Source organism: Pectobacterium atrosepticum, from assembly GCF_000740965.1.
Taxonomy (GTDB): domain Bacteria; phylum Pseudomonadota; class Gammaproteobacteria; order Enterobacterales; family Enterobacteriaceae; genus Pectobacterium; species Pectobacterium atrosepticum.
The window spans coordinates 797,853-810,412 of sequence record NZ_CP009125.1; the positions used below are offsets into that span (position 1 = coordinate 797,853).

Annotated in this window: 13 protein-coding genes and 1 pseudogene; 4 read left to right on the forward strand and 10 right to left on the reverse strand. The window is 46.0% G+C overall.

Annotation, left to right across the window (positions count from 1 at the left end; all coding sequences use genetic code 11):
* Positions 1-214: 214 nt before the first annotated feature.
* Entirely contained in the window at positions 215-640 is a 426-nt protein-coding gene (locus GZ59_RS03535; protein WP_011092430.1) for a hypothetical protein, read from the forward strand.
* A 374-nt stretch (positions 641-1,014) separates the two neighbouring features.
* Positions 1,015-1,497, forward strand: a complete 483-nt coding sequence (locus GZ59_RS03540; protein ID WP_282916247.1) for a GNAT family N-acetyltransferase — start codon at positions 1,015-1,017, stop codon at positions 1,495-1,497.
* Between the two features lie 43 nt (positions 1,498-1,540).
* Here the strand turns inward: GZ59_RS03540 and GZ59_RS03545 are convergent, their stop codons facing one another.
* The 7 genes and pseudogenes from GZ59_RS03545 to GZ59_RS23235 form a co-directional block, all read right to left on the reverse strand.
* The gene (locus tag GZ59_RS03545) at positions 1,541-2,167 is read right to left on the reverse strand and encodes a LysE family translocator (RefSeq protein WP_011092432.1); all 627 of its coding nucleotides are present in this window, start codon (positions 2,165-2,167) and stop codon (positions 1,541-1,543) included.
* 196 nt (positions 2,168-2,363) lie between these two features.
* Positions 2,364-3,146, reverse strand: a complete 783-nt coding sequence (locus GZ59_RS03550) for an ABC transporter substrate-binding protein (protein WP_011092433.1) — start codon at positions 3,144-3,146, stop codon at positions 2,364-2,366.
* A 410-nt stretch (positions 3,147-3,556) separates the two neighbouring features.
* A protein-coding gene (locus GZ59_RS03555) for an IS3-like element ISPeat2 family transposase (RefSeq protein ID WP_100675189.1) occupies positions 3,557-4,704 on the reverse strand; the annotation gives its coding sequence in 2 pieces (ribosomal slippage) (positions 3,557-4,449 and positions 4,449-4,704; 1,149 coding nt in all).
* Between the two features lie 47 nt (positions 4,705-4,751).
* Positions 4,752-5,231, reverse strand: a complete 480-nt coding sequence (locus tag GZ59_RS03565) for a hypothetical protein (RefSeq protein WP_226302329.1) — start codon at positions 5,229-5,231, stop codon at positions 4,752-4,754.
* An 854-nt stretch (positions 5,232-6,085) separates the two neighbouring features.
* Positions 6,086-6,718 carry a transglycosylase domain-containing protein gene (locus GZ59_RS22395; protein ID WP_158296417.1) on the reverse strand — a complete coding sequence of 211 codons (633 nt, stop codon included), beginning with the start codon at positions 6,716-6,718 and terminating at the stop codon, positions 6,086-6,088.
* Positions 6,655-7,275 (reverse strand): hypothetical protein, encoded by a 621-nt coding sequence (locus tag GZ59_RS23645; protein ID WP_158296418.1) that lies wholly within the window; start codon positions 7,273-7,275, stop codon positions 6,655-6,657. The genes GZ59_RS22395 and GZ59_RS23645 overlap by 64 nt, the downstream gene beginning before the upstream one ends.
* A 302-nt stretch (positions 7,276-7,577) precedes the next feature.
* A pseudogene (locus GZ59_RS23235) lies at positions 7,578-8,005 on the reverse strand (winged helix-turn-helix domain-containing protein); the annotation flags it as partial.
* A gap of 375 nt (positions 8,006-8,380) precedes the next feature.
* On the opposite strand from GZ59_RS23235, the gene abiEi reads away from it, so the two are divergent.
* Positions 8,381-8,926, forward strand: coding sequence for a type IV toxin-antitoxin system AbiEi family antitoxin (abiEi, locus tag GZ59_RS03580; protein ID WP_039282029.1), 546 nt, complete (start codon positions 8,381-8,383; stop codon positions 8,924-8,926).
* The gene (locus tag GZ59_RS03585; protein WP_039290135.1) at positions 8,910-9,137 is read left to right on the forward strand and encodes a nucleotidyl transferase AbiEii/AbiGii toxin family protein; all 228 of its coding nucleotides are present in this window, start codon (positions 8,910-8,912) and stop codon (positions 9,135-9,137) included. The genes abiEi and GZ59_RS03585 overlap by 17 nt, the downstream gene beginning before the upstream one ends.
* A 300-nt stretch (positions 9,138-9,437) precedes the next feature.
* On the opposite strand, the gene GZ59_RS03590 is transcribed toward GZ59_RS03585, so the two are convergent.
* The 3 genes from GZ59_RS03590 to GZ59_RS03600 form a co-directional block, all read right to left on the reverse strand.
* Positions 9,438-9,722 (reverse strand): type II toxin-antitoxin system RelE family toxin, encoded by a 285-nt coding sequence (locus GZ59_RS03590; RefSeq protein WP_039290137.1) that lies wholly within the window; start codon positions 9,720-9,722, stop codon positions 9,438-9,440.
* Positions 9,712-9,963 (reverse strand): type II toxin-antitoxin system Phd/YefM family antitoxin, encoded by a 252-nt coding sequence (locus tag GZ59_RS03595; RefSeq protein WP_005973616.1) that lies wholly within the window; start codon positions 9,961-9,963, stop codon positions 9,712-9,714. The genes GZ59_RS03590 and GZ59_RS03595 overlap by 11 nt, the downstream gene beginning before the upstream one ends.
* 259 nt (positions 9,964-10,222) lie before the next feature.
* Entirely contained in the window at positions 10,223-12,550 is a 2,328-nt protein-coding gene (locus GZ59_RS03600) for a phage/plasmid primase, P4 family (protein WP_039290139.1), read from the reverse strand.
* Positions 12,551-12,560: the final 10 nt, after the last annotated feature.

Below are 12,560 nucleotides of genomic sequence, written 5' to 3' on the forward strand. Positions count from 1 at the left end.
TACTTCAAGCTGCCTTTCTGCGCGTTGCTTTCGTGATTAGGAAGAGCCGCGTTTCCGAAAGATGGGCGTTATTATACACCGCAGAGCAGATTGATGTCTTTTTGTACCTCTTCAAGAGTACTGGAGCATGATTTTGTTTGCTCATTACTGTCATGACAGGTAGCGTGCTTATACTAAAATAACATCTGCAATGAATGTATGAAGGAACCGAACGATGGCAAATGATGAAATAAAAAATAAATTGGTTTCCGTACTGGCTTCACAACAGGCGCAGGGAAAAACGCCAGAACAGGCCGTCGAACACATCCTTCAGGCATTGGGTGGGCGAGCAGGTGATGTGTCCCGTATTTCAGTTTTGACGTCGACATTAATTGCTGATGTGCTTTATACCGTGTATCAGGATGCGATAACACACCAACAGATTGCGGTGATTTTACGCCAACTGTGTTATCCCGCTCGCGACATTGCCGTCGCATCACACGCCATCTACCCTAAGTTGACGGTACAGGAAATTGGCCAACTTTTGCAGAGCCCAGAGATTTATCCGACGATCGATCGCGCCGCGCTACTTGATGCGCTGACCTACGCAAATTTTTCCAAAGCGGAAAGCGAGCAGGCTGCTGATGTTCTCGGCGTTTAATACCCGAGCAATTCGATACCAGAACAGTACCGAAGAGTAGACAGCCAGACTCGTGATTTTCCTATAGCCGCTATCGGACCGGACTATTGTTCGATAGCGGTGACCTTAACGTCCTTTACCCGAGCGTGACTTCCGCTGTTTCCTGATGCAGTCGTCAGCTCATACAACCCCACTTTAGCGCCTACCCATTTCTGCGGCGAAATGTTCGTCAAGTGTACAATATTCCCCGTTATCGCCCAGCCAGGCGAACTGGCAAATGGCGTTCTGCCGCACGGTGACACGCAGTGTGATGCTCTGCGGTCCGAGTAGGTACTGGAAAGTTAGCATCATAGAAGAGAGACTTTATGAATCGAGCCCGTATGGACCGAACCTGTATAGATATAGTCATCCGCCCCGCGCAGAAATCAGATGCGAGCGTGATTCTGGAGTTAATTATTGAATTGGCCGTATACGAGAAGGCGCGCCACGAAGTGTTAGCCTCGCTTGAGGATATTGAGAACTCGCTATTTGGCGAGGGTGCGACGGCCGAAACGCTGATTTGTGAGATTGACGGCAAACCTGTCGGCTATGCGATTTTCTTCATGAGCTATTCAACCTGGCTGGGGAAACACGGCATTTATCTGGAAGATCTCTATATTGCGCAGGCGTATCGTAATGCGGGAGCAGGAAAGGCGCTGCTGAAACAGATTGCGCGTCTTGCGCAGGAAAGGCAGTGCGGTCGTTTGGAATGGAGCGTGTTGGACTGGAACCAACCTGCGATCGATTTCTATAAAAGTATTGGTGCGAATCCGCAGGATGAGTGGGTTCGCTATCGGATGGACGAGAAGGGCATTGCTGATTTCGTTACGGCATCGTAACGACTTTGCTCCTGCTGGCTTTAAGGCAGCAGGAGCTGATGGTTTAACGCGTTGACGCCGCCAGCGTAGTGCCTGCCAGAATAAATATGCCACCCGTTGAGCGGTTAAACATCTTAATGCGGCGTGGGTTGGAAAACAGGCCCGATAAACGGCGGCCGGTGCAGGCATAGATAAACATGATGCTGAAATCGAAGAAAGCCCAGGTTACCGCCAGAATGATGAGCTGTAAGGCGTGCGGCGCGCTGGTATCGATAAAGTTTGGGAACAGTGCAGCGAAAAACAGCAGATCTTTTGGATTGCTGATCCCGACCAGAAAGCCTTTGCGGTATAGCGGAAACCATCCCGGAGCCCCTGTTTCCCGCACGTCCTGCTCCGCTGTGGTCATATCTTTGGAACGCCATGACGCGATACCTAACCAGATGAGATAAACCGCACCAATAATTTTTAATGCGATAAATGCAGTGGTTGACGCGGCGAGGATGGCACCTAACCCCAATGCTGAACAGGACATCAATATCATTGCCGCGCTGACTCCGCCGAGTACGGTTGCTGTTGCGCGTGAAGCGCCGTAGCGTAAACCGTGCGACATGCTGATTAAGGCAGAGGGGCCCGGAATGGCAATCAGGGCGATGATGATTCCTGTATAAGCCAGCCAGAGGTGAAGGCTCATGATTTCTCCTGCGTGTCGTTCACGGTGAAAGCGTCATTAAAAACGGTGATGTCGAGCAATATGTATTCACATACATATCGATATTTTCCAACGCGTGATAGTAACAGAAAAGGGGCTGATGGCGCGCTCCCTCTTTATCAACATTCTGTTGCTGACGCTGGTGTGGGGCGGATCATGGCTGTAACCACGCCTGATGTTATTCCTTCACGCTTAAATCGATATCGCCAAAATAGCGTTTCTGTATATTGGCATATATGCCTTTTTGGACGATATTTTTCAGCCCCTGATTGATTAGCTGTTTTGTTTTTATATCATCTTTGCGTATGCCGTATGCGGAACCAATACTGAATAAATTAGCATCGGTGACTTCCGGGCCTTTTAGTTCAAAATCCTTGCCCTGCGGACTGTGTAAAAATCCAAATGTCAGAGCAACGGACGGGCACAGCGCGCCTTCAACTCTGCCTGAATATAAATCCTCATAAATGGCTTCTTGGTCAGGATAGCTTTTAACTATGACTCCTGCGGGCAGCCAATATTTGTTGGCGTAAGCTTCCTGAATAGTGCCTTGCTGTACCGCGATATTTTTCCCGCGCAGCACATCTACATTGGGAAGAATATTTGCCTCTTTCCTTGCGACAAGTTTAGTGGGGGCGTGGAAAACGTAGTTACTGAAATCTATCGATTCCCTTCTCTTACGCGTCACCCCAAGCGGTGCAATAACGTCTATTTTTTTCGAGAGAAGGGCGGGAATCTGGGAATCGAATGTGTTGACGATATAGTCGCATTTTGCATTTATTGATTGGCAGATGGCATCGGTCACCTCAATATCAAAACCCGATGGATTACCATTTGTACTCATGCTCTGAAAAGGAGGATAGGTCAAATCGACGCCAATACGCAGTATGTCCGATTTTGCACATGCAAAGGGCGAAATAGCAAAAATGGCAACGATTTTCAGGAAAGATAATTTTCTGGACATAATAGTAACACCTCTTTTTAGTCGTATGAAATGAAGATGAATATTCCGATCTTCATATCATCAGTGATCGGACTTGAGCGGATTGGGTGCCGCAATATCATTCAGGCATATTCGAAAAACTGACGTTAATTTACACTTGAAATTATAATCAATTGTTATTATTTCTTTTCGGAATGTAATATTGAGAAATCGATGATGTCCAGACGTGTAAATAATAAATCGATTCCAATCGATAATTTAATTTTTTTTGCGGGGAGTCTTACTTGTAGGTAAACCGATAATCGACAATATAAGTGCCGAGTTTATTAACTCGTGCGGTGATCCATAACTCATCCATGCCTTGTCTTCTTTTTTTAAACAACGTCTCTCTATTGGTACACTGATCCTACCCACCTAATGTGGACACGGCCCTAAGCGAGGTTCTGGTTTTCAAATTGTTCCGGGCTGAGTCCGCCACAGGCACTGTGACGACGCCAGCGATTGTAATCACACTCGATATAATTAAACACCGCTGTTCGCATTATTTCCCTGCTGACAAAGCGTTCGCCGTGGATACATTCTACTTTTAGCGAGTGAAAGAAGCTTTCCGCGCAGGCATTGTCGTAACAACATCCCTTCGCACTCATACTGCCACGCAGATTATGCTCATTCAGCATCGCTTGATAATCCGCTGAACAATACTGACCACCGCGATCGGTATGTACAATAACGTTTTGTGGACGCTTTCGCCTCCACAGTGCCATTTGCAGTGCATTACATGCCAGCGCCGCCGTCATTCGCGATGACATCGACCAGCCTATAACTGCACGCGACCACAGGTCGAGAACAACGGCAAGATAAAGCCACCCTTCATCCGTGCGTAAATACGTGAAATCGCCGGCCCATTTTTGATTCGGGCCGCTGGCGTAAAAATCCTGCTTCAATAGGTTCTCTGATACTGGCAACCCATGTTCACGGTAGCTGACCGGGCTGAACTTCCGAGCCGCTTTCGCTCGTAGTCCCTGACGACGCAGGCTGGCGGCAATGGTTTTGATGTTGTAGGCCGGAAGCTCATCAGCAAGACGTGGCGCACCATAGCGCTGTTTTGCGTCACCGAATGCCTTACGGACCGCGCCATCGCAAGTGAGACGGAACTGCTGACGCGGGCTTATCTGATGGCGGCGCACTCGCCAGGCATACCAGCCGCTGCGGGCAACCCGAAGCATACGACACATGGTCCTGACAGTGAATTCAGCCCGATGTTTTTCGATAAAGACATACTTCATTTCAGGCGCTTCGCGAAGTATGTCGCGGCCTTTTGGAGAATGGCCAACTCCTCATCCCGCTCAGCCAGTTGTCGCTTAAGGCGGGCATTTTCAACGGCAAGCTCGCTCTCACGCTCTGAAGAAGTCATTTGTTGCTGCTGTTTACTGCGCCAGGCATAAAGCTGTGACTCGTACAGGCTGAGTTCACGGGCTGCGGCAGCAACACCGATGCGTCCAGCCAATTTTAGGGCTTCATCGCGAAACTCTGGCGTATGCTGTTTACGGGGCTTCTTGGTTGATACTGATTTTGTCATGTGAGTCACCTCTTACTTGAGAGTTTACTCACTTAGTTGCGTGTCCACTATTGTTGGGGAGGATCACACAGCTGTTTAAATTGACCGGTATGCACATCTTTAATCCATAAACCTGCTTCGCAACGACTACTTTTCCCTTTGGATGGCCCGGGAAAAACAATTTCATAGTCGGATGTGTAATTAATCACGTCATCGGGGAACAGATAAACGTATACGTCAAAAATATTAACGATGGAAAGAAATCCCAAAACAAAGCCACCTAGGAACATTTCGAGCATGTGTTTTAGTTTTTTCTTTATCGATTGAGAGTAGAGCGCTCGGACAGAAAAAATCAGCCCCAGAACGAGTCCAAAGGTAAGATAGAGGGCGAAGTCTGGAAGTGTCTTTATCAATATTGTGCTACGCGACAGATTCGAAGCCCAAAGCATGTACCAGAGAATCGGTAACATGATGGATAAAACGAGGAGAATAACGAGAAAATCCTTGGATAATAAATAGGTTATCGATTTTTTATAGAGACGTTGCATCTATCCATGACCTTGTATCAACAGCTTGTTTTGTTGGTATGTTACATGACTTTGCCACTTAGAGAACCAAGATGGTTACTTGTTATTGCTTATTGGCCTATGCGCTACTGCTTAATAAAATAAATCATTATATTCAACCCATTGTCGTTGTAGGGTATTACCGCAACAATACAAGGCTATTTAATTTATTCAGAAGGGTTCGTTATAAACCACTTGATACTAAATAGCCTCACCTATTGTTGCTCCATTTTAGCCCTGTCGTGCTGGGGGAAGTTGAGGTAAATGGCTATCTTTATTTTTTAAAATGTTAATTCTGAATCCAGATCTGTAGTGTGTACCTAAACGTATACCAGTACAGATAACTGTGCTTCGTGATGTTCATATTTTGAACTCTTTCGAAGAGGGACTTTGACAAAACCTACGCAATAAAAAAGAATTATGGAAAAACTGATTGTAGTATTCATTTTTTAATCTAACTGATTAATGATTTATATAGTGATGACTATGTTGTTAGTTGACCTAAACTAACTAACCAGCTGTTATTAAAAGTCTTTCTTCTAAGAAAATATTAGTCTTAAGCAGCGCAGATATTCCAGAGGTACTATATATGTAATGAACATTGAAAATAATAGGAAGTCCTGTAAGTATGCCTTGCTAAAATAAAATGACATAATTTTTTTAAAATTAAAGTGTTGTTCTATTAAAAATAGCATATTAAATATCATAAGTTATTTTGTGAATTAAAGTAATTAGCGCTGTGTTATTTAGTGTTGTATCTTTTATTTTTGTATGAGGTTTTTTTATATGTAAGTTTAAAGTTTTTTCAATCGACATGAAATGTATGATTAAATGTGTTATAAAAAGTTTTTTAATAACAAGTTTTCTATGTGTTTATATCTTGCAGTGTGCTTTTTAGAATGATTGCTATCCGCAATGATTGGTTTGGGGTATTTAAGGTATGCAATGCATTTCGATTCAAAAAAATCTACTGAATCGCTTTTTATTTTCTCTATTCCTAAAGTCCCAATCATACCACTACCGTAATAAGCACAGCTTAGATAACTAATAGATATTATATTTTTAGGTACTAATTGGTTTAACATAACAGCTAATACTTGTTCCCGTATTTTCCTTCGTAGCGTTCGCTCATAACGTTGAGTTATGGTTCTAACAAATTGTTGCTCTATAGTGCTTGCTCCCTGATATTTCCCATATAATATGCGTAATTTTATAACACGCAGTATAGCCAACAGGTCAACACCAAAATGAAGGCTGTTTCTGTGATCTTCTGAAATCACTAATGCTTTTATTAATTGGTTCGTGATTGATGAATTTTCATTTCCTTGCGTTGCATGAATATACGTTAGACATTTTTTCAAATCTTTAATAAGTGGTTTGTAATTAACCAGTTTTAAGAGGAATATTATTGTAAATATCGGGATGGTGAAGAGTGCGAAGGATGTTCTGTAAATTTTGAATCTTGACATATTATAGAGCCTTTTGAATCTGCAGAACTTGAAAAGAAACTTCCACTGAACAATTTTGATTCTCTTTTTTTCCAAACTTTCCATTTGAATGGATCGTTATTTTTTAAATAGATATAGTGAGAAAAGGATCTTAAACTGCCATTTTCTTCAATGTGTATGTGTATCTTATGAGGTCTTAGATATCGTCTTTCTATTCTTCCTGTTACTTTTCCTCTACTTCTGAATTTTCCAGTATACAACCAATCTCCCTTGATAGGGGCTGTCTCTGCTGTTTTTTCAGAGGTTCCCTCTATAATGCTTCCATCAGAGTAAATTATTAATGTATAATAAATAATTATGTTTTTGTATGGATTGTAAGATGATTCTGTTGTCGTTGATTTAAGATAGAAAACTCCAGATAATTTTGGCGGTATTCTGAAAAATTCTTTTATGAAAAACAATATAAAAGCAACAATAATAGCTGAAACGATAGAACCATAATTATCAGGTTGATGAACTACTTTATTTATATAATTAAATGTTAAGGAAGTGAATTCAAGAAAATTGCAAATAATCATAATAAATCCTAACTATTTATGTTATAAAAACACTGGGTTCTCAGCATTGCGCTCACAGCATCTTTCATTAAACCATTGAAATCTTATTTAAGTAATATGAATATAATATCCTTAAAATATCTCATTTAAAAGGGTTCTAGAACAATTAATTACTTTATCTATTTATTTTAATTAAGCCTTAAAAAACATATAGTTAGTTTGCAGGCGGTCATGAGATGGTTAGGAAGATGAAAATTTTTAGATCTACCGTCTAATATTGATAAACTGGCCTGATTCGGTTTTATTGAGTAAGTAATTTAGGCTTAGTACTTCGGCAACCAATCCACCTCACTGTCGTCGTTTAATGTAAGATTAGTTTGCACATTCCCTGATTTGTCTTGCGCTTCAAAAATTCAATCTCATACTCCTTTAACGTTTGCGGCACTGCCCGACCAAAAGCCGTCATGCTCATAGGGCGCTCATGCCCTCGCGCTTCCATCATACACGAAAGGTAAGCGTGATAGAGGTACTTGCGCGGGTTAGCAGGATGCCAATATAGAGGGCATTAGTCGCACTGGCAGACAGCAGGTAACCGCAGAAATCAACTAAAGGATCGGCGCTGCGTTTTATCTCCAATGCCTCATTGGAATTCTGCTGTATCTGTAACAGCGCGTGCGTCATCGGGAACGGCAAAGCGTTGCATCAAGTGGTGAACAATGATGACCAGTTCCTGACCTATTTTCTCTACTACGGACACAAAAAAAACCGCAGGGCTTGCGCCATGCGGGTTTTTCGTACTTCATCGGACTTATCTGGTAATACCCGATGTCTAAATTGGGCTGGGGAATCTGAATAATTCACATAACATCATGATATTTATGTTTTAAGTATGAGTTTAGACTTTGTTGGTATACCTAAACGTATACCAATGCAGAAAAGTGATAGGTTTTTTTGCTAACGTTCTCACCCTACTAGCCCCACCTTTTTGTTACCTCAATCTATGACGATTCTTTGATAAGTACACGTGAATATCACTTTTTAGTGGTATTGGCGTCAACTTGACGGATGGCTTCTATTTAAGTATACGTGAATAACACAATTATGTGGTTTTCATGTGGACTTATGAATGGACAGGATCACTGCTATTGAGCGTTTAAATGCTTTCGATAAGCAAGGGCGTTATGTCTTCACCTCCCGCGATTTAGCCAAGATTTTCCATGAAGATACGCCCAGAGCGTTTAATGCTGGGCTAAATCGTTTGGTAAAAGATGGCATTCTTACCCGTGCGATTCGCGGCGTGTACGTTTACAACCATGCCAAAAGCAAAGATGCCTATACGCTTGAGCGCATCGTGTTAGCGCTACGCCGTGGTGAATATAACTATCTTAGCCTTGAATCCGCATTGTCTGAATATGGTGTGATTTCTCAAATCCCGATTGACCGGATCACGGTGATGACTACCGGACGTTCCGAAGAACATAAAACGCCTTTTGGGGTGATTGAATTTACCCATACCAAGCGGCCCCCAGAGCAGATTTTGCAGGATACCTATTTTGGCAATTCCCCGTTACGGCAAGCGACGAAGAAAACCGCCGTGAGGGATTTACGCCGCGTTGGGCGCAATACCCACCTGATTGACGAATCGGAGCTATATCATGAATCAGAAAGTTAACTTTGCCGAATTGGTCAGCAAAGCGGTGGAATCAGCCGAGCTTGAAGGCTTGCGCAATGTGGTGGAGAAGGAGCTTTTGCACTACGACATCCTCTATTGTTTGGATAATGCGGGCTTGCTGGAGCAGCTTACTTTTCAGGGAGGGACATCGTTAAGGCTGTGTCATGGCGCAAACCGCTATGCGGCGATTCCTGCCACAAGCAGTATTTGATAGAACGTTAGGGAGTGAGGCTTTTAGCCAATATTTAAGCAGCGAATTAAAAGCACTCTTAAGTGCGTTACAGCAAGCGTTAAAAGGAGAGGGCGGGAAAGTGCCGTTCGTCATGTAAGCGTCAGTAGCCAAAATAAAAAGATTTTGCACAAAACTGTTCACTCTCTTCACTATGGTTTTTTATTTTTACTAATCAATACATTAATGGGTGATGAGTTGGTGAACAGGTGACGAGTGACTCATCACCTTGATGGCAGATAGGCCATATAACAAAAAGCTGTAAATGTAAGATATTCGCGCTTATAGTCGGTCTTTGGCTGCTTGATAAACCTCTGAGCGTTCACGCTTGCCCACAGCTAAAACCAGTACTACGATCTCATGCTCAAGCACTTGATACACTAGCCGATAGCCAGCGGAACGAAGTTTGATTTTGTAGCAGTCAGCCATTCCATGAAGTCGGTTGGCGGGAACGTGGGGATTTTGTAAAACCGCTTTCAGCTTTTTGGTGAACAGCTCCCGCACGGGTGCACCCAGCTTCTTAAATTCTTTCAGCGCGTGCTCTTCAAACTCCAGCTTATAACTCATCCAGATCGACCTTCACACGTTTCCCCTTCATCCGGGAGCGGGCAATTTTGGCAAGTTCGATATCTTCCTGATAGTCGGCCAGCGCTTCCCATGTTTCCGGGGAAACATAATAGCCAGAGATACGGCCATTGGTTAACACGGCTACAGGCTCGCCGTTAGCTTCTTTCAACGCTGCATTGGGCGATTTTTTAAAGTCGCTAATACTCACGGCAGCATTGGCAAGAATAGGTTGCACGGACATAATCAGCCTCTTTTAAGTATGATATTTGATACTTAATTTAGCACTTAATCAAAAAATCAGCAACGCTATGGTATAAACGTGACACCAAATAAAAAAATTTTTCACAAAACTGTTCACTATCTTCACTACGGATTTTTATTTCTATTAATCAATTAATTACATAGTGATGAGTCGGTGAACAGGTGATGAGTAACTCGTCACCTTTGAAGTGTTTGGACGTAAAAAAACCGGCCGGAGCCGGTTTTGTCGTTTCTGGTGTCTACCTCGCTATCTCGCATTTGGGCAGCCAGTCAGCGTCGGATTCGTCTTTCAGTTCAAGGTTAGTCTGTATGCCCTGATTGGTTCGCCCCTTGAGATACGTCTGCCCATATTCCGACATCATGTTCGGCAGCACCTTACCAAACGCCGTCAGGCTGATAGGCTTCTGGTGGCCGTGCGACTCCATAAAGGACAGGTAGGCATGGTACAGGTATTTACGCGGGTTACGGGGCGTGATGTTGGCGTTGCCCATATACAGCCCGGTGGTGTCGCCATGTGCCAGCAGGTAGCCGCAAAAATCAACCAGCGGGTCAGCCTGCCGTTTGATTTCCAGCGCCTCAGCGGAGTGTTGCTGTGCCTGTAACAGCGTCCGGGCATCGTTCGGGTCAGCAAAGCGTTTCATCAGGTGACGCACAATCACCGCCAGTTCTGCGCGGATTTTCTCTTTCAGCTTGGGGTCGCGTTCGCTGGCCGGGATGGTTTCGCCGAAGTGGATAATCACCCGGCGACGGGACACGCCGCCGCTGCGGTCGCTAAAGCGCATCGGCGAGTTATTGACGGCCAGAATCACCGCCGGAATACGGGTGGAATAGGCATCACGGTATTTCGGGTCAACCATCACCGCATCGCCGCCGGTAATGGCTTTAATGCCTGCACCGTCACCGCTCCATTTTTCTTGGTCAGGCAGGACGATTAACGAGAAGCCGATAATCGACGAGCGTTCACGGGACGATTCAATGGTGTTGATGGTCGCCGCCGTGGTGTTGTCCTCCCCGGCCAGCATGGTGGCAATTTCTGCCAGAATACTTTTTCCACTGCCGCCGGGGCCGGTGACCTCAAGAAACAGTTGCCAGTCGTAGCAGTTCGCCAGCACCATAAACAGCGCGGCCAGAATACGCTCCTGCTTATCCGCGTGGTTCCCGGCGGCACGGGTCAGCCAGCGCCAGAAGTGCGGGGCGTTATCCGCAAGGTTTTCCCCAGCCTTAAACGGCGTGTAATCCACATCATTGACGGTATTCAACCAGTGCTCCCGGCGATGCGGTTTAAATTCACCGCTGGCAGTATCAAACACCCCGTTACGAAAACCGATTAACCGGCGCTGGGGCTTCTCCTGCGTCGGGATAATCAGTTTCAGGGTGTCCAACACGCTGCCAATGCCGGACGCGGTAAAGGGGGCGTGTATCTTCTGAAACAGCGCTGCGATATCCCGGCTTAACAGGCGATAGGGCAACACTTTCCACGCACCATTCTGATACTGGAAGAAGGTTTCCACGAAGGCGTCAATCGCCAGTGTGTCGCGGTAGTGGTCGCGTATCTTCTCTGCTTTCTCGCTGGCGCTCATGGCCTTGAATTCAGCCTCGCCCAGCGACGCAAACGGGCTGACTGGCTCCGGCTGGGTAAACACGTCCAGGTGCTGCCGGGTGGCGTCAGCACCCTCGGCACGATAGACATCATTCCAGTCACCAAACACCGGCGGCAGCGCGACACGGCCATTCACAGCCGCGGCGGCTTGTTCGGCTTTGGTCTGGCCGGTGCCGTTCTCGTCCCGGTCAGCGGCTATCAGCAGCGTGACCGCCGGGTGGCGGGTTTTCAGCTCACGGGCAAGGGACGGCAGGTTGTTGGCACTGAGCGCGACATACACCGTATCACCGGTTAACTGATGCAGCGTTAAGCCCGTGGCGTAGCCCTCAGCCAGCCAGATAACGCTGGCCTGCTTACCGCTGAAAGCGTGAAAGGTGCCTTTGACCTGTCCACCTTTTAACGTGCGCTTGTCACCCTGTGCATTGATAAGCTGGAGATTCACCACTTCACCGTCCGGTGTGGTCAGCGGCACCAGTACATCGCCGGGCTGATAGGTGATACCGCCCACGCGCAGCGGCTTACCCTGTAGGGTTGGCACGGCGCTATCCGGCCAGCCTTTGACGCTGAGATACGCGTTGCCGGGTTGTGTCACCGCCTCTTTCAGTTTCGCCTGTGCCTGAACCGCCGCCCGTTGCCGGGCGGCCTCGCTGTCTTCTTCATCGGGTGTTGACGCTGCCGGACTGTCCGGCAGATCGCCCAGCCATGCGCCCACTTTCAGGGCGGCTTCTGTCGGCGTCAGCTTCAGCACTTTTTCAACCAGATTCAGGCCATCCCCCGCGCCGCACTGGTTACAAATCCATGTGCCGCGCCCTTCCTTGTTATCGAAGCGGAAACGGTCTGTGCCCTCGCACATCGGGCAGGCGGTATGCTGCCCGGTGGCATCAATGCGGATACCCACTGCGGGGAGCAGTTGCGGCCAATGGCCGCTGGCGCGTTTCACAGTCTGTGTCACGGTAAGGTGTGCCATGCGTTGCCCC

Coding starts and splice junctions, on each gene's coding strand:
- GZ59_RS03535 (WP_011092430.1), top strand. CDS start 215: ATGGCAAATGATGAAATAAAAAATAAATTGGTTTCCGTACTGGCTTCA.
- GZ59_RS03550 (WP_011092433.1), bottom strand. CDS start 3,146: ATGTCCAGAAAATTATCTTTCCTGAAAATCGTTGCCATTTTTGCTATT.
- GZ59_RS23645 (WP_158296418.1), bottom strand. CDS start 7,275: ATGATTATTTGCAATTTTCTTGAATTCACTTCCTTAACATTTAATTAT.
- GZ59_RS22395 (WP_158296417.1), bottom strand. CDS start 6,718: ATGTCAAGATTCAAAATTTACAGAACATCCTTCGCACTCTTCACCATC.
- GZ59_RS03585 (WP_039290135.1), top strand. CDS start 8,910: ATGAATCAGAAAGTTAACTTTGCCGAATTGGTCAGCAAAGCGGTGGAA.
- GZ59_RS03590 (WP_039290137.1), bottom strand. CDS start 9,722: ATGAGTTATAAGCTGGAGTTTGAAGAGCACGCGCTGAAAGAATTTAAG.
- GZ59_RS03545 (WP_011092432.1), bottom strand. CDS start 2,167: ATGAGCCTTCACCTCTGGCTGGCTTATACAGGAATCATCATCGCCCTG.
- GZ59_RS03565 (WP_226302329.1), bottom strand. CDS start 5,231: ATGCAACGTCTCTATAAAAAATCGATAACCTATTTATTATCCAAGGAT.
- GZ59_RS03600 (WP_039290139.1), bottom strand. CDS start 12,550: ATGGCACACCTTACCGTGACACAGACTGTGAAACGCGCCAGCGGCCAT.
- abiEi (WP_039282029.1), top strand. CDS start 8,381: ATGGACAGGATCACTGCTATTGAGCGTTTAAATGCTTTCGATAAGCAA.
- GZ59_RS03595 (WP_005973616.1), bottom strand. CDS start 9,963: ATGTCCGTGCAACCTATTCTTGCCAATGCTGCCGTGAGTATTAGCGAC.